Origin of the sequence: Paenibacillus sp. GCM10023250 (assembly GCF_042653205.1) — a bacterium.
In the GTDB taxonomy this organism is placed as follows: domain Bacteria; phylum Bacillota; class Bacilli; order Paenibacillales; family Paenibacillaceae; genus Paenibacillus_Z.
In genome coordinates, this window is record NZ_JBHSHY010000029.1 from 43,374 (window position 1) to 61,500 (window position 18,127).

Consider the following 18,127-nt stretch of genomic DNA (forward strand, 5'->3'; position numbering starts at 1 on the left):
TGGAGGTGTAACAATGTCTCGTATTGGCCGTAAACCGATCCAAGTTCCAGGTGGCGTAAACATCGACTTGGACAACAGTTTCATCACCGTTAAAGGACCGAAAGGTACGTTGAGCCGCGAACTCCACAAGGACATGAAAGTGGTAGTGGCGGACAGCGTCATCACCATCGAGCGTCCTTCCGACAATAAATTGCATCGTTCCCTGCACGGCACAACTCGCAGCGTCATCGCTAACATGGTTAGCGGCGTGACCGAAGGTTTCGCAAAGAACCTTGAGCTCGTAGGCGTTGGTTACCGTGCAAATAAAGCTGGCGAGAAAATCGTACTCAACGTCGGTTACTCGCATCCGGTTGAAATCGTGCCTGAGAGCGGAATCGAGTTTGAAGTTCCGTCCAACACGAAAATCATCGTTAAAGGCATCGACAAAGAACTCGTCGGCGCAACTGCAGCAAAAATCCGCTCCGTTCGCGAGCCAGAGCCGTATAAGGGCAAAGGCATCAAGTACGAAGGCGAGCGCATCCTTCGCAAAGAAGGTAAAGCCGGTAAGAAAAAATAAGCAGCCGTCTAGGGCTGCTTGACCGAATAGCTTAGAGATAGCAGAAAGGAGTGTACGACGAATGATTACAAAAGGCGATAAAAACAAATCGCGTCTGAAGCGTCACCTTCGCGTTCGTAAGAAAGTCAACGGAACGACGCAGCGTCCGCGCCTGTCCGTGTTCCGTTCCTCCAAACACATCTATGCTCAACTGATCGATGATGTTCAAGGCGTAACGGTAGCAGCGGCTTCGACGCTCGACAAAGAGCTCGCAGGTCAAGTTACAAACGGCGGCAACATCGAAGCGGCTCGCAAAATCGGCGAACTGATCGCAGTACGCGCGAAAGCGAAAGGCGTAGAGCAAGTTGTATTTGACCGTGGCGGATATCTGTACCATGGCAGAATCCAAGCATTGGCCGACGCAGCTCGCGAAGCAGGCCTTGAATTTTAATCGAGATTCTTATGAAGGAGGTAAATCGACTTGCGTATTGATCCAAACTCGTTGGAACTGACCGAGAAGGTAGTTCAAATCAACCGCGTTGCGAAAGTAGTAAAAGGCGGACGCCGTTTTAGCTTTAGCGCGCTGGTAGTCGTAGGCGACGGTAAAGGATACGTTGGCGCAGGGATCGGTAAAGCGGGCGAAGTACCTGATGCGATCCGCAAAGGTATCGAAGACGCGAAGAAAAACCTGATCCACATTCCACTCGTTAAAACGACCATTCCACACCAAGTACTTGGTCACTTCGGCGCTGGCCGCGTTCTGCTGAAACCAGCTTCCGAAGGTACCGGAGTTATCGCAGGCGGCCCTGTCCGTGCGGTACTCGAGCTTGCAGGCGTGGGCGACATTCTGACCAAATCGCTCGGTTCTTCGAACTCCATGAACATGGTCAACGCGACACTGGAAGGACTGTCCCGTCTGAAACGTGCCGAAGACGTTGCCAAACTTCGTGGCAAAACCGTAAAAGAGCTTTTGGGCTAAGGAGGAGAATACGATGGCAAAATTGCAAATCACCCTCGTCCGCAGCCTGATCGGCCGCAACGAGAAGCAGCGTGCGACTGTTGCTACGCTTGGTCTTCGCAAAATTCGTCAATCGGTTGTCCATAACGACAGCCCCGCAATCCGCGGCATGGTCAACAGCGTCAGCCACCTGATTAAAGTTGAAGAAGTACAAGCGTAATTAAGCCCATCGGGCACGCAATACACGAAGGGCTCTCCGGACGCGTGAGCGTAGCGGAAGCAATGCAAAACTTAAGGAGGTGCAACGATCCGATGAAATTGCATGATCTCAAACCAGCTCCGGGATCCCGTAAAGAGGGATTTCGTGTTGGCCGCGGTATCGGCAGCGGCAACGGCAAAACTGCGGGTCGCGGTCACAAAGGTCAAAATGCTCGTTCCGGCGGCGGCGTTCGTCCTGGATTCGAGGGCGGTCAAAATCCATTGTACCGTCGTTTGCCTAAACGCGGCTTTAACAATCCGTTCCGTAAAGAGTATGCGATTGTTAACATCGATGAGCTGAACGGCTTCGCGGCAGGCACGGAAGTAACGCCTGAATTGCTGATGGAGCAAGGAATCGTCAAAAACCCGCAAAGCGGCATTAAAGTCCTGGGCAACGGCGACATCACGGTTCAACTTACGGTGAAAGCAAACAAATTCTCTCAATCTGCGGTAGAGAAAATCCAAGCTGCCGGTGGTAAAACCGAGGTGATCTAATGTTTAAGACCGTGTCTAACATTTGGAAAGTGGAAGATCTCCGCAAGCGGATCTTGTTCACGCTGTTCATCTTGTTGGTTTACCGTATCGGTTCCTTCATTCCGGTTCCGGGCGTCAATAAGGATGTTTTCACTCAAACGGACCAGGCCGGTTCCGAATTGTTCGGCTTGCTTAATACGTTCTCGGGCGGGGCGTTGTTCCAGTTCTCGATTTTCGCGATCGGGATCATGCCGTATATCACCGCCTCGATCATCGTACAGCTGCTGTCGATGGACGTCATTCCGAAATTCGCCGAATGGGCGAAAGAAGGCGAGAACGGCAAACGCAAACTGGCGCAAATCACCCGTTACGGTACGATCGTGCTTGGCTTGGTCCAAGGCTTCGGTACCGCAATCGGTTTTAACCGGCAGTATCAGTACGATATGATTCCTGGCGCAACCGTTACGGATTACATCATGATCGCGATCATCCTGACGGCGGGAACGGCCTTCCTCATGTGGCTCGGTGAGCAGATCACGGAGAAAGGGATCGGCAACGGGATTTCCGTCCTGATCTTTGCCGGTATCGTAGCAAGACTTCCGGCACACGTCCGCTCCATCTACTCGCAAGAGTTTGTAGACGCGGGAGACGCGCTTTTCTTGGGGATCGTCAAAGTGGTCGCAATCGTCATTGCGGTCGCGGCGATCATCGTGGGCGTAATTTTCGTCCAGCAGGGAATTCGCAAAATTCCGGTTCAATACGCCAAGCGCGTCGTTGGCCGGAAAATGTACGGCGGACAATCGACTCATATTCCGCTGAAAGTAAACGGCGCAGGCGTTATCCCGGTCATCTTCGCGGTATCGCTGCTGATGTTCCCGGTTACGATCGCGAATTTCTGGTCGACTCGTCCATGGGCGCAATGGATTCAGACGCATATGTACTACGACAAGCCGCTCGGCATGGTGTTGTACGTCATCTTGATCATTGCGTTCACTTTCTTCTACACGTTCGTGCAAATTAATCCGGTGCAGATGGCCGATCAAATGAAGAAGAACGGCGGCTACATCCCGGGCGTTCGCCCAGGCAAACCGACTTCGTCTTACATTACGCGCGTCATGTCTCGGATTACGCTCAGCGGCGCGATCTTCCTGTCGCTCATCTCGATCCTGCCGGTGTTCTTCGGAACGCTCGCGGATTTGCCTCGTGACGTGAAGCTGGGCGGCACCTCGCTCTTGATCGTAATCGGCGTCGCGCTGGATACGATGAAGCAAATCGAGACGCAGCTGATCAAGCGCCACTACAAAGGGTTTATCAATAAATAACACTAGGTTCGTAAGCGGGATTCCGAGCATCTTGCACGGTGACGGAACCCGGCCGAGCCTATTATGTTTAAAGCGAGGAACACGCTAATGAACATTTTATTCATGGGCCCTCCAGGAGCCGGAAAGGGCACGCAGGCCGAGCGGGTCGTTGAGACGTTCAAGATTCCGCACATCTCGACCGGCGATGCTTTCCGTTTGGCAATGAAGCAAGGCACTCCGCTCGGGCAGAAGGCGAAGCAGTTCGTGGATCAAGGGCTCTTGGTTCCGGACGAAATCACGAACGGCATCGTTCGCGAACGCCTGCAGCTCGAGGATTGCGAGAAAGGCTTCCTGCTCGACGGTTTTCCGCGCACGCTGCAACAAGCAGAAGCACTGGACGGAATGCTGGCTGAGATGGGACGCAGCATCGACCACGTCGTGAACTTGAAGGTTGATCGCGGTCTGCTGCTTGCGCGTCTGACCGGTCGTCGCATTTGCAAAAGCTGCGGCTCGACGTACCATGTCATGTTCAACCCGCCGAAGCAGGAAGGCGTCTGCGATAAATGCGGCGGCGAGCTGTATCAGCGGTCAGACGATACGGAAGCGAAGGTAGGCACGCGTCTCGACGAATACATTTCCAAAACGGCTCCCCTGCTTGAGTACTATGCAAGCAAAGGCGTTTTGCGGGAAGTGGACGGCGAGAAGGAAATCGACGAAGTCACGGCGGACATCGTAAACTGCTTGCGGGGAACTGCGGAATGATCGTATGCAAGTCCGAAGCGGAATTGCAATATATGAGAGAAGCTGGACGAATTGTAGCGGATACGCATCGCTTGCTTAAGGAGGCGATTCGCCCGGGCGTGACGACCAAGGAATTGGACGAAATCGCTGAAACGTACATTCGGAGCCAGGACGCTTCACCTTCTTTTAAAGGGTACAATCAGTTTCCTGCCAGCATTTGCGCTTCTGTGAACAATGAGCTGGTACACGGCATTCCCGGTTCGCGCAGGCTGAACGATGGCGACATCATCAGCATCGATATCGGAGCGCAGTATAAAGGGTATCACGGCGATTCGGCGTGGACCTACGGCGTCGGCCGAATTAGTGAAGAGGCGCAGCGGCTGCTCGACATTACAGAACGGTCGCTCTATGCGGGTCTCGCACTCGTGAAACCGGATGAACGCTTGTTTACCATCTCGCATGCGATTCAACAAGTTATCGAAGCTGCCGGCTTTTCCGTCGTTCGCGAATATTGCGGTCATGGGATCGGAACCGAACTCCATGAAGATCCGCAAATTCCGAATTACGGATTACCGGGTCGCGGACCGCGCCTGAAACCGGGCATGGTGCTGGCGATCGAGCCGATGGTGAACATCGGCGAGCGGTACGTGCGCACACTGGCGGACAATTGGACGGTCGTCACCGAGGATCAATCATGGTGCGCTCACTTCGAGCATACGGTGGCTGTAACGGCGGATGGCTGTGAAATTCTAACCCGTTCCGGGGAGCAGGCAGGTTGAGAGCGCTTGGAGAATAAGCCGGAGATTGGCCGAGTCGTTAAGGTGCTGCGGGGAAAAGACGAAGGCTCATACGCCGTCATCGTCCAGGTGCTGGATGAACGTCTCGTACTTGTAGCGGACGGAGACAAACGTCGCTTCGATCAATCGAAAAAGAAGAACATTTTGCATCTTGAGATGCAACCGGTCGTCAGTCACGAGGTGGTTGACAGCATGCGGGAAACCGGCCGTGTTACAAACGCGAAACTGCGTTTCGCCATACAGAAGGCAGTGCAAGGGAAAGGAGAATGACTATGGCCAAAGAAGACGTCATTGAAGTCGAAGGTACGGTCATCGAACCACTACCTAACGCCATGTTCAAGGTTGAACTGGAAAACGGACACCAAATTCTCGCCCATGTATCGGGTAAGCTCAGAATGCACTTCATTCGCATTCTGACCGGAGATAAAGTCGTGATCCAGCTGTCGCCTTACGATTTGTCCAGAGGACGCATTACCTATCGGAAGTAGGCCTCGCGCCTGCCCACGAAAGATATCGGGAGGTAATCACAATGAAGGTTAGACCTTCGGTCAAGCCGATTTGCGAAAAGTGCAAAGTCATTCGCCGCAAAGGGAATGTCATGGTTATTTGCGAAAATCCGAAACACAAACAAAAACAAGGATAAAGGAGGGATTTCTGTAGATGGCACGTATTGCTGGTGTAGACTTACCGCGTGATAAACGCGTTGTCATCGCGCTGACGTACATCTTCGGTATTGGCAGAACGACCGCCAATAAAATCCTGAGCACGACCGGTATTAGCGAAAGTACCCGTGTTCGTGATTTGACGGAGGACGAAGTAAGCAAACTGCGCGACACGATCGACAAGAGCGTTAAGGTGGAGGGCGACCTGCGCCGTGAAATTTCCCTTAACATCAAGCGTCTGATCGAGATCGGCTGCTATCGTGGCGTGCGTCACCGCCGCGGCCTGCCGGTTCGCGGCCAACGGACGAAAACCAATGCTCGTACGCGTAAAGGTCCGCGTCGGACCGTAGCGAACAAGAAGAAATAATAAGGGGGGATAACCGAAATGGCAAAACCAAAGAAAGTGGTTCGTACAAAACGCCGTGACCGTAAAAACATCGACTCCGGCGTCGCGCACATCCGCTCGACGTTCAACAACACGATCGTAACGATTACCGATCCGCATGGCAACGCGATTTCTTGGGCAAGCTCGGGTAACCTCGGCTTCAAAGGTTCCCGTAAGAGCACGCCTTACGCAGCGCAAATGGCTGCAGAATCCGCTGCGAAAGCCGCGATGGAACACGGCATGAAGACGGTCGAAGTCATGGTTAAAGGCCCAGGCGCTGGCCGTGAAGCGGCAATCCGCTCGCTGCAAGCCGCTGGCCTGGAAGTCAACCTCATTAAAGACGTAACGCCGGTTCCGCATAACGGATGCCGCCCGCCTAAACGTCGTCGCGTATAGTTTCCAAACTTTGTGGTATCAAATTACTGCAACTTGTGAATAATGGTTGTGAAGGTTTGCCATACTACATGATTTGACTGCATACGCGATAATGGTAACGGAGCGACGTTTTGAGGGAGGGTACTATTAGTGATTGAGATCGAAAAGCCGAAAATCGAATCCGTAGAGTTGAACGAGGATGGCACATACGGACGTTTCGTTGTGGAACCGCTGGAACGCGGGTATGGTGCGACGCTCGGGAATTCCCTTCGGAGAATCCTGCTGTCGTCGCTACCCGGCGCAGCCGTAACTTCCGTTCAGATCGACGGCGTACTTCACGAGTTCTCTACGGTTCCAGGTGTGATGGAAGACGTGACGGAAATCATCCTGAACCTCAAAGGCCTTTCGCTGAAGATCCATTCCGACGAAGAGAAGGTCTTGGAGATTGACGCGGAGGGTGAAGGCAACGTTACGGCTGGCGATATTCGCGCAGACAGCGATGTCGAGATTTTAAGCCCAGATCTTCATATCGCGACGCTGGCCTCCGGTGCACGGCTCCATATGCGGGTATTTGCGAATCGCGGACGCGGTTATGTGCAAGCAGATCGCAACAAACGGGAAGATCAGCCGATCGGCGTCATCCCCGTGGATTCGATCTACACGCCGATTACCCGTGTTAACTACACGGTTGAGAACACTCGTGTTGGTCAAGTGACGAACTACGACAAACTCACACTTGAAGTTTGGACCGACGGAAGCATTCGTCCTGAAGAGGCGGTTAGCCTCGGCGCCAAAATTTTGACGGAGCATCTCGACCTGTTCGTCGGCCTGACGGACGAAGCTAAAGATGCCGAGATCATGGTGGAAAAAGAAGAAGACAAGAAAGAGAAAGTACTTGAGATGACGATTGAAGAGCTCGACCTCTCGGTACGTTCTTATAACTGTCTGAAACGTGCGGGAATCAATACCGTTCAAGAGCTGATCACGAAAACAGAAGAAGACATGATGAAGGTCCGGAACCTCGGACGCAAGTCTTTGGAAGAAGTTCAAGAGAAGCTGGAAGAACTCGGTCTTGGCCTTCGCATGGAGGAATAGAGAGCAGCACAGACTAAGGTCGTCAGACTGTTTTAAGGAGGGGAATTTCGATGGCATATTCCAAACTGAGCCGTGACGCTAGCTCCCGGAAAGCATTGTTCCGCGATCTCGTCACCGACTTGTTCTTGTATGAGCGTATCCAAACGACGGAGGCGAAAGCGAAAGAGCTTCGTCCAATCGCGGAGAAGCTGATCACGCTGGCGAAACGCGGCGATCTGCACGCACGTCGCCAAGTGGCAGCTTTTGTTCGTCGTGAGTCCGTTGCAGCAGGTGAGCAGGATGCAATCCAAAAATTGTTCTCCGAGCTCGCTACCCGTTACTCGGAACGTCCGGGCGGATATACGCGCATCATGAAGCTGGGTCCTCGTCGCGGTGACGCGGCGCCTATGGTTTACTTGGAACTGGTAGATCGCGCGTAGCAAACGAAGGGTGGACCTTGCGGCCACCTTTTTTTGTTGCCCGAGAGGACGTTCGGCGCAGGGGAAGGGGATGTCATGCGCAACATTCGGATGACGATCAGCTATGAGGGAACGGCGTATTACGGGTTCCAGACACAGCCGAAGGGCAACACGGTACAGGATGTGCTGGAAGAAGCCATCCGCGTCCTGTCGGGCGAGGAAGTCAGCATTACGGCTTCCGGTCGAACGGATGCGGGAGTGCATGCCCGTGCGCAGGCAATCAACTTCAGAACCGCCTCACCCATCCCCGTCGAGCGCTGGGCGCTTGCCCTCAACTCCAGGCTGCCGGACGACATCATCGTTCTGCAGGCGGACGAAGTGCCGCTGGACTTTCACGCTTCGTACCACGCCAAGCGGAAAACGTATCGCTACGGCATCGACACGAGCAAGTTCGGCGACGTGTTCGAAAGGAAGCATCGTTTGCATATTCCGCTGCCGCTGCGTCTGGAGGAGATGCGCCGCGCGATCGCGCATTTGAAGGGAACGCACGACTTTACCTCGTTCGCCTCGACCCGATCGACGAAGTCGTCGCATGTTCGGACGATTTTGGATGCGCGGATCGAGTCCGGCGAGGGGAAGCTGGACATATTCCTGACAGGGGACGGATTTTTGTATAACATGGTCCGGATCATTGTCGGCACGTTATTGTGGGTCGGCGAAGGCAAGCTGACCGCCGAGGACGTCAAACGGATCCTGAAGGCTCGGAAGAGGGCGGAAGCCGGCCCGACGGCGATGGCGCACGGGTTGACCCTATGGGAGGTTCAGTACGACGATTGAAAACTTCCCATGACAGGACGCCAACCCCAATCAAGAAATAACTTGCACTTGCTAGGCCATTGTAGTAGAATATAACTTGTGCTTTCTTAGTGGCTCTCCCACAGCCCCGGCTAAGAATGGCCGCAAACGCAGTGCTAACTTACAGAATTGAAACCGATAAACGGTCTTGAAACGTGATACATGAACCTTGATTGTTTGAATTGAAGAGGGAGGATCTTCCATGCGCACTACCTATATGGCTAAGCCAAATGAAGTTGAACGCAAATGGTACGTCATCGACGCAGCGGGCAAAACGCTTGGCCGTCTGGCGAGCGAAGCCGCTAGCATCATCCGCGGCAAACACAAACCGCAATTTACTCCGCATGTGGACACGGGCGATTTCGTCGTGATCATCAATGCCGAGAAAATTCACCTGACTGGCAAAAAGCTGCAAAACAAAATGTACTACCGCCACTCCTTGTATGCAGGCGGCTTGAAAGTGACTCCTGCGCAAGACATGATCAAGAACAAACCGGAGCAAGTACTGGAACAAGCCATCCATGGCATGCTGCCGAAGAACCGTCTCGGCGAAAAAATGAAGCTGAAGCTGAAAGTGTACGCCGGCGCAGAACACCCACATCAAGCACAAAATCCAGAAGTTTACGAACTTCGCGGGTAAATAGAGGGAGGACAGTTTCATGGCACAAGTTCAATACTATGGAACCGGTCGTCGTAAACACTCCGTAGCACGTGTACGTCTCGTGCCGGGTGAAGGACGAATCATTATCAACAAACGCGATCTGAACGACTACTTCGGCCTGGAAACACTGAAGCTGATCGTAAAACAACCGCTTGCACTGACCGAAACGGCAAGCAAATACGACATCATCGTGATCGCTAATGGCGGAGGCATCTCCGGCCAAGCTGGCGCGATCCGTCACGGGATCTCCCGCGCGCTGCTGAAAGCAGATCCGGAATTCCGTCCAGCGCTGAAACGCGCAGGCTTCCTGACGCGTGACCCGCGTATGAAAGAACGGAAAAAATACGGCCTTAAAGCCGCTCGTCGTGCCCCACAATTCTCGAAACGTTAATCTTTTCATCAAAATGCCTTTCCTGTTCGCAGGAAAGGCATTTTTTTCATGGTAATGATGTAACTCGGACATTGAACATTATGCCTAGTGGACGTATAATCTAATGTAGATAAAATTACTTGGAATTCGCATACGGAGGGACTCATCCATGAACCTTTTCGAAAAAGAAGCGTTGATCAAGCAAAAGGAAGTTGAGCTGGAAACCGCGACGCCGCAAGAAATTCTGAAATTCGCGGTCGAGACGTTCCCAAACATCACGTTCGCTTGCAGTTTCGGTGCGGAAGATGTCGTTCTGGTCGATATGCTGCAAAAAATCAGTCCGAAAACGGATATTTTCTACCTCGACACGGATTTTCATTTTAAAGAGACGTACGAAACCCGCGATAAAATGGCCGAAATTTACGGGCTTGAGTTCGTACAGGTCAAACCCGCCATCACGCCGGAAGAGCAAGCGGCCCAATTCGGCGACGGGCTGTGGAAGTCGAACGCGAACGAATGCTGCAACATCCGCAAAGTACAGCCGCTGACGCAAATCCTCTCCAAATACGAAGCATGGATCACAGGCATCCGCCGCGACCAAGCGCCGACGCGCGCCAACGCGAAGAAGATCGAATACGATACGAAGTTCGGTCTGATTAAATTCAATCCGATCGCGGACTGGACGACCGAGGATGTGTGGAACTATATCCGCGAACACAATGTCTACTACAACCCGCTGCACGATAACAATTATCCAAGCATCGGCTGCGAGCATTGCACGCGTCAAGTTATGCCGGGCGAAGATCCGCGTGCCGGACGTTGGGCAGGCCAAGAGAAAACGGAATGCGGATTGCATAAATAACAAGCGCAACCGGCAGCACCCGAATAAATCTTAGGAGGCACTTGCATACCATGACCAGCATCAAACCGCATGGCGGCGTACTCGTCAACCGAATCGCAACCGGAGCCGAACGTGAAACTTTGCTTTCCGAAGCGGCATCGCTTTCCAGCATCATCGTCAATTCGTGGACCATTTCGGACCTGGATCTCATCGGTGTCGGCGCATTTTCGCCGCTTACGGGGTTCATGAACGAAGAAGATTACCGCTCAGTCGTGGACCGCATGCGTCTGGCGGACGGTACGATCTGGAGCATTCCGATTACGCTGGCCGTCGAAGAGGCGAAGGCATCGGAGCTCTCCGTCGGACAACGCGCCGCGCTTGTCGGCGAGGACGACGTCGTCTACGCCACGATCGATATCGCGAGCATCTATCGCGTTGATCAGAAGCACGAGGCGGTCAACATCTTTAAGACCGACGATCTGGCGCACCCGGGCGTCGCTAAGCTGTTCGCGCGTCCTGCGACCTACGTGGGCGGTACCATTACGGTGCTGAACCGTCCGGTGCCGGAGAAATTCAATGCGTTTTACTTCGATCCGGCCGAGACGCGCCGCATCTTCGCGGAGAAGGGGTGGCGCACGGTCGTCGGCTTCCAGACGCGCAACCCGGTTCACCGCGCGCACGAGTACATTCAGAAGTGCGCCATGGAAATCGTCGATGCGCTGTTCCTGAACCCGCTCGTGGGCGAGACCAAATCCGATGACGTGCCGGCGAACGTACGCATGAAGAGCTATATCGCGCTGCTCGAGAACTACTACCCGGCGGACCGCACGTTCCTGGGCGTCTTCCCGGCCGCTATGCGCTATGCAGGGCCGCGTGAAGCGATCTTTCACGCTATGGTCCGCAAAAACTACGGCTGCACGCACTTCATCGTCGGACGCGACCACGCGGGCGTCGGCGATTACTACGGCACGTACGAAGCCCAGGAGCTGCTCCGTTCGTTCCCGGTCGAAGAGCTCGGCATTACGCCGCTGTATTTCGAACACAGCTTCTTCTGCACGAAGTGCGGCAACATGGCGTCGAGCAAGACGTGCCCGCACGGCAAGGAAGACCATCTGACGCTGTCCGGCACGAAGGTCCGCGCGCTGCTGCGCGATGGCATATGCCCGCCGCCGGAATTCTCGCGTCCGGAAGTCGCTAAAATTTTGATCGAGGGCATGTCCGAGCAGCCGGTATAATTCCCCTCGGGATGTCCGCATAAGTAGCCGCCTCGTCCCATAGGATGATAAGGAAGCAGGACAGCCTCCTGCACGAATCATCGGATGGAGATTGGGGTGGCTTTTTGCATGCGCGGAGTTCGAAATCGGTTTGTCGTATGGATCTCGTACCGGGGGGCAGTCCGGGTCGGCTTGGGCCTGGCGGCGGTGCTGCTGACGGTCGTCCTGTTGACGCAGGAGGTGCCAGCCACGCGGACGTGGACCTACTGGACGCTGCCGCTGTCCGGCAAAGTCATTGCGATCGATGCCGGGCACGGCGGGGTGGACGGCGGGGCGGTCAGCGAGCAAGGGGTGGTCGAGAAGGATTTGAACCTCGCGATCGCGCTGCAGCTTCGAGATTATCTGCAGCAGGCCGGCGCCATCGTCGTCATGACGCGGGAAGGGGATTACGATCTCGCAAACGAAGGCACGGCCAAAATCAGCAAGCGCAAGACGGAGGATCTCATCAAGCGCGCCCAGTTCGTGAAAGACAAGCATGCGACGCTGCTGCTCAGCATCCACATGAACAGCATCCCGTCGCCGAAGTGGTCGGGGGCGCAGACGTTCTTCTACCCGAATCAACCGGAGAACGCGGTGCTGGCCTCCCTCATTCAAGACGAGATCCGCCGCAATCTCGGCAATACGGAGCGGCTGGCCGCGACGGTCAATTCGATCTATCTGCTGAAAGCGATGGATAAGGTGCCGAGCGCGCTGGTGGAGGTCGGGTTCTTGTCCAATCCCGGCGAGGCGAAGCGGCTGGCGGACGCGAATTACCAGAAACAGGTCGCCGCGTCGATCTATCAAGGCGTACTGCGCTTCACGGCGGGGGAGAAATGGGGAACGGGTACGCCGGGCGCCGCCGCCGACGCCTCGGGCAGTGCCGAAGCCGTCCATTAACTCCGCTTGGAACGAGGGGGCCGTCTTGCTATAATGGATGGAGCCAGTAAGCCAGGGACAAGAGGAGCGATTCAACCATGATTACCCGCGAAGCAGCATTGAAGGCCGCCGAGTCTGCGGCGGCCGCATATAGCGCGGAAGGAGCCATCACCTTCCGCGATGTCGTCGTGAAGGACAGGAACGTCTCGATGACGGTCCTGGGAGGGCCTGCGAGCACGGGCGCGCTGGAGGCCGCGCTGCGCGCCGCGCTCGTCTCCGCCGGCTCCGAAACCGTGCATATCCGGTTTCGGGCCGGCGAAGCCGCGCAGGCGGGCGCGCAGGGCGCCGCGCCCGCCGCAGGCGCTGCCGGCGGCGCACGCGAGGCTGCGCCGCCGAAGGGCCAGGGCCCCGTACGCGGGCACGGGGCCGGGCTCGATCACCCGCTGCTGGCCGAAGGCAGCGGGGTGCAGTTCATTGCCGTCGCCAGCGGCAAGGGCGGCGTCGGCAAGTCCACGGTGACCGTGAATCTCGCGGTCGCCTTGGCCCGCAGGGGCAAACGGGTCGGCATCATCGACGCCGACATTTACGGCTTCAGCGTGCCGGACATGATGGGGATCGAGGAGCGCCCGCAAATCGTGAACGAGCGGGTCATCCCCATCGAGAAATTCGGCGTGCGCGTCATGTCCATGGGCTTTTTCGTCGAGGACAACGCGCCGATCGTCTGGCGCGGCCCAATGCTGGGCAAGATGCTGCGCAACTTCTTTGCCGAGATCGAATGGGGCGAGCTGGATTACCTGCTGCTCGATCTGCCGCCGGGTACGGGCGATGTAGCTCTGGACGTGCATCAGATGATTCCGCAAAGCAAAGAAATCATCGTCACCACGCCGCATGCGACCGCGGCGTTCGTCGCGGCTCGAGCAGGCGCCATGGCCATTAAGACGGAGCATGAGATACTCGGGGTCGTGGAGAACATGTCGTACTACATCAATAAAGACGGCGAGCACGACTACGTCCTCGGCCGCGGAGGCGGGGCAAGGCTGGCGGAGTCGCTGAATGCCGAGCTGCTTGCGCAAATTCCGCTTGGAGCACCGGACAACCACATTTCGGAGCCGGATTTCTCGCCTTCGGTGTACAAGGAAGATACCGCGACGGGCCGTCTTTATTTGGAAGTGGCCGACCGCGTCATTGCCAAGTGCGAAGCTTGATGCGATGATTCACGCAAAAAGCCAACATCGCTCACGGAGTGAGGGTGTTGGCTTTTCGTTTGTAGCTTTGACGCCTAAGGTTGCGTCGTCGCGTCAGCCGCCGCCTTGCTCGCCCATGCCGCCGCCGCCGTCTCCTTGTTCGCCGCCCTGATCGCCTTCGCCGTCTCCGCCTTCCTTCTGCTTCTGTACCTTCTCGTCCGGCTTCGGTTTCAGCTCTTCCTGAACCGCTTTTTTAAGCAGATCGAGAATTTCGAGCCGATATAACGGACTTTGCATCGATTCCTGCATAATCGTCATGACTTGTTTGCGGTATTGCGTACTTTGCAGCACATCCAAAATCATTTTGTCCATTTCCGGGGTCTTCATGGCTTGAATCATGTCGCGCTGGTAGCTCGGGTCCTTCAGCAAATCCTTATGGATTTGTTTGTTCTGCTTGTTGACCGCCTTCGCGAATTCGCCGGCAAACCGCGGATCCGTCATGAGCTTTTCGATGACTTTATGGTAATCCGGAGAAACGAGCGTTTCTTTGACCGCCATACGGACCTGCTCCTGATCTTGAACCGAGAGCAGCCGGGCACCCAAGCCGGTATTGCCGGTAGTGGAGCTGGCCGATTCTTGAAGCGCCTTTTGCGCGTCTTCCGTTTTCAGAATATCGATGACCATCGACTTCATGTCTTTGTAACTCATCGGTTCGCTCGATGCACTGGACGGCTCGGAACCGCAGCTCGAAAGCATGGAAGAAATAATTAGGGCGGCGCCCACCAAGAGGATACGCTTGCGCATGATGTCCCTTGTCTCCTTTCTGGGATTACGACATTGTCCTGAGCGTAGTATGTGACAATGTTCAAGGGATTATCATGGACCTGGCGTAGCTTTTTGCGGCGGACATGGTAAAATGGAAAGGACCAAGCATCCCCGGCCTTGAAACCGAGAATCCATGCCGGATTAACGGCTCCGCTTTCCAATAAGAAGCAGCAACTCGCCATGGCACAATGGCAGTGAGATAAGTGGAAGCGGTTGAATTTCCAGATGCTTTATAGGCGATTGAAACGCAATCGAAGCGAAAATCGCCTTCATCGTTTCATTTCAACAAAACATTTAGGAGACATGATCGTGAACTTACGCAAATGGTTTTTCTTGTTTTGGACCACGATGGTCGTGGGGGGCGTCGTTTCCGCCATTGTCGGTACCATTATGCAGGTGGTCGACCCCGATTTCGGCATCCTTGGCTTGAAGGCGACGGGATTCAATTTGTTGACGATGGCGCTCGTCGGGCTCCTATTCGGCGTGTTCAGCCAAATGGGCTTTTTTTCGTACTTGACGCTTAATTACATCGCGCTCGGCGTGCTGCGCAAAGGGTACCTGTGGAATGCGCTGCAGGCGTATACGTCGCTGTTCGCGCTTGGCGGCATCGGCTATATGCTGTACCAAAACCGCGGCGAGCTCGGCAACGGTTGGATTTTCTGGGTACTCCCGCTCGTGCTTGGGCTGGCATCCTGGGGGGTGGCGTACGTAAAGGCCAAGCAGACCAACAATACGGCGTTTATTCCAACGATGTTTCTGCTGATCGTCGTCACGCTGCTGGAGACGTGGCAAGCGCTGCAAAGCAACGTGGCGGCCATGACCTTTATGGTGATTCCGATGTTCGTGTGCAACGCGTACCAAATCTTATGGCTTCACCGCCTGTTGCGCAAAGAACAGACGACCGGCTCCGCATCGTCGTCCAATGCGAAACCGGCCGTATAGTGCGAGCCGTTATTTTGCCGCGGAAGCGTCGAGCTTCTCGAACATTGCGGTCTTATCCTGCACCGTCTTGCCTTGCAGCTCCGTTTGGGAGATCAATTCCGATACCGTCACGAACTCGTAGCCTTTGGTGCGCAGCTGGTCGATAATAACGGGAAGGGCCTCGTGCGTCTGTTTGACGGAATCGCTGGCATGCATCAGAATAATGTCGCCGGGGTGGGCCTTCGAGACGACGCGGTTCACGATTTTTTCCGTTCCGATGTTCATCCAGTCCTGCGAGTCGGTATCCCATTGAATGACTTTATAGTTCATTTGTTCGGCGATGCGGAGGACGCGCTTGTCGAAGTCGCCGTTCGGGAGACGGATCAAGGTCGGCGTTTTGCCGGTCGCTTGGGTCAGAATCGCCTGGGCGGTTTCGATTTGCGTCCGAATTTCCTCATCGGTATAGGTGCTGTAATTGCCGTGTTTGTGGCCGTGGCTGCCGATTTCGTAGCCGGCGTCGACGATTTTTTTCACGATATCGGGATGCGTCTGGGTCCACGGGGAAGAGAGGAAGAACGTGACGTTTTTGACCCCTTTCTCCTTCAGCACCTCGAGAATCGGTTCGGCGCGCTTTTCGCCCCAACTGATGTCGAAGGTCAAGGCAACGACCTTTTTGTCCGTCGGGACGCTGTATATCGCCGCCGGTTGGTCTTCGGCAAAGACCGTAATGTTGTCTTTCTCCGCGTAGATGACCCCCGCCGCGAAAATAATTCCGACCGTCATCAGGAAGTATCGTTTCAGTCGTTTACCGTTCATGACGTAAAACATATTCATATGCGGATCGGCACTCCTCTCTTGAAGGCTTGTATTAGTACAATCTATGCCCGTACCGTCAACTTATTCGTCCTTGCGCCAAAATAGCCCGATCGAGGTGAGAACTGAATGTTCGCTCCAGCGGAAATGTTTCGCCATCTGAAGTCGATGCGCCATTACCTTGCCTTCAGCACGGTGTTTTTGCTCGCCGGCATAGTTGTCGGGGCGACAAATCCAGGGTTGGACAGCTTCATGCAAAGCCAGATGAGCGGCTTGAAGAACGTCGCCCAAACGATTGAAGCTAGCAGCCATCCCACATTGTTCTTCATGGGGTTTATTTTTTTGAATAACGCCATTAAAGCCATCTTCGTCATGTATCTGGGCGCGCTGTTCGGCATTGTGCCCATCGTGTTTCTCGCGATTAACGGCATGCTGATCGGTTATCTGATCCATCGGACGGCGGAACAGGGAAGCGGCGACATGGTGTTCACCGTCGTCGTGAAGGGCCTGCTTCCGCACGGGATTATTGAATTGGCCGCGATCGTGATCGCCTGCGCCTATGGCTTGCGGTTCGGCAAAATGACGTTCCAGGGAGTCGGTGCCGTCTTGATGCGGAGAAGCGGGTGGGGACGCGAATTCGAACAATTCCTGCAGCGGACCCTTCCCGTCATCGTTTTGATCGTCGTCATGCTGGTCGTGGCGGCCGTCATCGAAAGCACCGTTACGGTTTGGTTGCTGGGGAGTAATAAAATTTCCAATTTCTGAGCATACCATTAATGCGGCGTTTATCGCGACATGCGATGAACGCCGCTCTTGGTATCAGGGAAAGCGCACCGCAATCCCTTCACTGACGGGACAGCTTGCCGCAGCTTCGCGAAACGAGGAGCGGCAGCGGCTGGCTCGTGGGCCGATGTTGGGGCCGAATAAGCAAAGGGGGCCGTCTGACGGTTATGCTCGGAATACTGTTCAACGACAAAGAATGCAAAGAACTCGATTACGTACTACGCAAAGAACTTGATGAAATGCTGCTCGATTTGAACGATTCCCGGCTGGACGGAGATATCAAGACCGCCATTGCCAAGCGCTACAAAGTGATTTTCAGGATGTTTGCCCGAATCGCCTCCCCGAAAGAGCTTTCCCGTTATGTGCTGAACGTGAGAATTTACCGTTGATTCCAGACTATACACATGTGCACATTTTTTTCTTCAAACCCCTTGCATTGTTTATACAGCCTGTGATATATTAATCAAGTCGCCGCTGAGACATGGGCGATCGAGCAAGAACCATTTGTTCCTTGAAAACTGAACAATGAGCGACCTGTCAAAAGGTTTTAACAAGCTAGTATTTGAATGAGCTAACAAGCGAATTCATGCCAGCGGAATGCTCCATTCGAAGCTTCGGCTTCGAACGGAAACCAATCCGCTTTTATGGAGAGTTTGATCCTGGCTCAGGACGAACGCTGGCGGCGTGCCTAATACATGCAAGTCGAGCGGAGTTATTCCTTCGGGGATAGCTTAGCGGCGGACGGGTGAGTAACACGTAGGCAACC

Annotated in this window: 27 protein-coding genes and 1 rRNA gene; 26 read left to right on the top strand and 2 right to left on the bottom strand. The window is 54.7% G+C overall.

The genetic code is table 11. The features are described 5' to 3' along the window. Positions 1–13 precede the first annotated feature (13 nt). The 22 genes from rplF to ACFPB1_RS19905 all read left to right on the top strand — a co-directional run bounded on the left by rplF (position 14) and on the right by ACFPB1_RS19905 (position 14,040). The gene (rplF, locus tag ACFPB1_RS19800; RefSeq protein WP_379227827.1) at positions 14–556 is read left to right on the top strand and encodes a 50S ribosomal protein L6; all 543 of its coding nucleotides are present in this window, start codon (positions 14–16) and stop codon (positions 554–556) included. A gap of 61 nt (positions 557–617) precedes the next feature. Next, entirely contained in the window at positions 618–986 is a 369-nt protein-coding gene (gene rplR, locus ACFPB1_RS19805; RefSeq protein WP_379227828.1) for a 50S ribosomal protein L18, read from the top strand. A gap of 30 nt (positions 987–1,016) precedes the next feature. Then, positions 1,017–1,514: a 30S ribosomal protein S5 gene (gene rpsE, locus ACFPB1_RS19810; RefSeq protein ID WP_379227829.1), complete on the top strand. Its 498-nt coding sequence runs from the start codon at positions 1,017–1,019 to the stop codon at positions 1,512–1,514. A 13-nt stretch (positions 1,515–1,527) separates the two neighbouring features. Beyond that, positions 1,528–1,713 (top strand): 50S ribosomal protein L30, encoded by a 186-nt coding sequence (rpmD, locus tag ACFPB1_RS19815; RefSeq protein ID WP_379227830.1) that lies wholly within the window; start codon positions 1,528–1,530, stop codon positions 1,711–1,713. A gap of 92 nt (positions 1,714–1,805) precedes the next feature. Continuing rightward, positions 1,806–2,246 carry a 50S ribosomal protein L15 gene (gene rplO, locus ACFPB1_RS19820; protein WP_379227831.1) on the top strand — a complete coding sequence of 147 codons (441 nt, stop codon included), beginning with the start codon at positions 1,806–1,808 and terminating at the stop codon, positions 2,244–2,246. Further along, positions 2,246–3,547, top strand: coding sequence for a preprotein translocase subunit SecY (gene secY / locus ACFPB1_RS19825; RefSeq protein WP_379227832.1), 1,302 nt, complete (start codon positions 2,246–2,248; stop codon positions 3,545–3,547). The genes rplO and secY overlap by 1 nt, the downstream gene beginning before the upstream one ends. Positions 3,548–3,634: 87 nt before the next feature. Continuing rightward, complete coding sequence (locus tag ACFPB1_RS19830; protein WP_379227833.1) at positions 3,635–4,288, top strand: adenylate kinase; 654 nt, start codon at positions 3,635–3,637, stop codon at positions 4,286–4,288. Beyond that, positions 4,285–5,046, top strand: a complete 762-nt coding sequence (gene map, locus ACFPB1_RS19835) for a type I methionyl aminopeptidase (RefSeq protein WP_379227834.1) — start codon at positions 4,285–4,287, stop codon at positions 5,044–5,046. The genes ACFPB1_RS19830 and map overlap by 4 nt, the downstream gene beginning before the upstream one ends. Before the next feature lie 6 nt (positions 5,047–5,052). Continuing rightward, entirely contained in the window at positions 5,053–5,334 is a 282-nt protein-coding gene (locus tag ACFPB1_RS19840) for a KOW domain-containing RNA-binding protein (protein ID WP_090649126.1), read from the top strand. A 2-nt stretch (positions 5,335–5,336) separates the two neighbouring features. Then, positions 5,337–5,552, top strand: a complete 216-nt coding sequence (infA, locus tag ACFPB1_RS19845; protein WP_015847200.1) for a translation initiation factor IF-1 — start codon at positions 5,337–5,339, stop codon at positions 5,550–5,552. Positions 5,553–5,593: 41 nt separating this feature from the next. Further along, positions 5,594–5,707, top strand: a complete 114-nt coding sequence (gene rpmJ / locus ACFPB1_RS19850) for a 50S ribosomal protein L36 (RefSeq protein WP_003333770.1) — start codon at positions 5,594–5,596, stop codon at positions 5,705–5,707. A gap of 17 nt (positions 5,708–5,724) precedes the next feature. Then, entirely contained in the window at positions 5,725–6,093 is a 369-nt protein-coding gene (gene rpsM / locus ACFPB1_RS19855; RefSeq protein ID WP_379227835.1) for a 30S ribosomal protein S13, read from the top strand. A gap of 18 nt (positions 6,094–6,111) precedes the next feature. Beyond that, the gene (rpsK, locus tag ACFPB1_RS19860; RefSeq protein WP_090649131.1) at positions 6,112–6,507 is read left to right on the top strand and encodes a 30S ribosomal protein S11; all 396 of its coding nucleotides are present in this window, start codon (positions 6,112–6,114) and stop codon (positions 6,505–6,507) included. Between the two features lie 129 nt (positions 6,508–6,636). Further along, entirely contained in the window at positions 6,637–7,581 is a 945-nt protein-coding gene (locus tag ACFPB1_RS19865; RefSeq protein ID WP_090649134.1) for a DNA-directed RNA polymerase subunit alpha, read from the top strand. A 50-nt stretch (positions 7,582–7,631) separates the two neighbouring features. Beyond that, positions 7,632–8,000, top strand: a complete 369-nt coding sequence (gene rplQ / locus ACFPB1_RS19870; protein ID WP_090649137.1) for a 50S ribosomal protein L17 — start codon at positions 7,632–7,634, stop codon at positions 7,998–8,000. A gap of 75 nt (positions 8,001–8,075) precedes the next feature. Continuing rightward, a complete protein-coding gene (truA, locus tag ACFPB1_RS19875) occupies positions 8,076–8,816 on the top strand; it encodes a tRNA pseudouridine(38-40) synthase TruA (RefSeq protein WP_379227836.1) in 741 nt (246 codons plus the stop codon). A 220-nt stretch (positions 8,817–9,036) separates the two neighbouring features. Further along, on the top strand, positions 9,037–9,474 hold the full coding sequence (gene rplM / locus ACFPB1_RS19880) for a 50S ribosomal protein L13 (RefSeq protein ID WP_379227837.1): 438 nt from the start codon (positions 9,037–9,039) through the stop codon (positions 9,472–9,474). A 19-nt stretch (positions 9,475–9,493) separates the two neighbouring features. Further along, positions 9,494–9,886, top strand: coding sequence for a 30S ribosomal protein S9 (gene rpsI / locus ACFPB1_RS19885; protein ID WP_090649146.1), 393 nt, complete (start codon positions 9,494–9,496; stop codon positions 9,884–9,886). 148 nt (positions 9,887–10,034) lie between these two features. After that, positions 10,035–10,727, top strand: coding sequence for a phosphoadenylyl-sulfate reductase (locus tag ACFPB1_RS19890; protein WP_379227838.1), 693 nt, complete (start codon positions 10,035–10,037; stop codon positions 10,725–10,727). 50 nt (positions 10,728–10,777) lie between these two features. Continuing rightward, a complete protein-coding gene (gene sat, locus ACFPB1_RS19895) occupies positions 10,778–11,941 on the top strand; it encodes a sulfate adenylyltransferase (protein WP_379227839.1) in 1,164 nt (387 codons plus the stop codon). A gap of 108 nt (positions 11,942–12,049) precedes the next feature. Continuing rightward, the gene (cwlD, locus tag ACFPB1_RS19900; protein WP_379227840.1) at positions 12,050–12,856 is read left to right on the top strand and encodes an N-acetylmuramoyl-L-alanine amidase CwlD; all 807 of its coding nucleotides are present in this window, start codon (positions 12,050–12,052) and stop codon (positions 12,854–12,856) included. 77 nt (positions 12,857–12,933) lie between these two features. Next, positions 12,934–14,040 carry a P-loop NTPase gene (locus ACFPB1_RS19905; protein WP_379227841.1) on the top strand — a complete coding sequence of 369 codons (1,107 nt, stop codon included), beginning with the start codon at positions 12,934–12,936 and terminating at the stop codon, positions 14,038–14,040. 93 nt (positions 14,041–14,133) lie between these two features. On the opposite strand, the gene gerD is transcribed toward ACFPB1_RS19905, so the two are convergent. Beyond that, positions 14,134–14,823 (bottom strand): spore germination lipoprotein GerD, encoded by a 690-nt coding sequence (gene gerD / locus ACFPB1_RS19910; protein ID WP_379227842.1) that lies wholly within the window; start codon positions 14,821–14,823, stop codon positions 14,134–14,136. 330 nt (positions 14,824–15,153) lie between these two features. Here gerD and ACFPB1_RS19915 point away from each other — a divergent pair, with 330 nt between their 5' ends. Further along, complete coding sequence (locus ACFPB1_RS19915) at positions 15,154–15,786, top strand: KinB-signaling pathway activation protein (protein WP_379227843.1); 633 nt, start codon at positions 15,154–15,156, stop codon at positions 15,784–15,786. Between the two features lie 9 nt (positions 15,787–15,795). Here ACFPB1_RS19915 and pdaB read toward each other — a convergent pair whose 3' ends face one another. After that, on the bottom strand, positions 15,796–16,599 hold the full coding sequence (gene pdaB / locus ACFPB1_RS19920) for a polysaccharide deacetylase family sporulation protein PdaB (RefSeq protein ID WP_379227844.1): 804 nt from the start codon (positions 16,597–16,599) through the stop codon (positions 15,796–15,798). 108 nt (positions 16,600–16,707) lie between these two features. Here pdaB and ACFPB1_RS19925 point away from each other — a divergent pair, with 108 nt between their 5' ends. The 3 genes from ACFPB1_RS19925 to ACFPB1_RS19935 form a co-directional block, all read left to right on the top strand. Further along, positions 16,708–17,343, top strand: a complete 636-nt coding sequence (locus ACFPB1_RS19925) for a stage II sporulation protein M (protein ID WP_379227845.1) — start codon at positions 16,708–16,710, stop codon at positions 17,341–17,343. Between the two features lie 185 nt (positions 17,344–17,528). Further along, positions 17,529–17,750, top strand: coding sequence for a hypothetical protein (locus tag ACFPB1_RS19930; RefSeq protein WP_379227846.1), 222 nt, complete (start codon positions 17,529–17,531; stop codon positions 17,748–17,750). Positions 17,751–18,002: 252 nt separating this feature from the next. Next, positions 18,003–18,127: ribosomal RNA gene (locus ACFPB1_RS19935) — 16S ribosomal RNA — on the top strand; the annotation flags it as partial.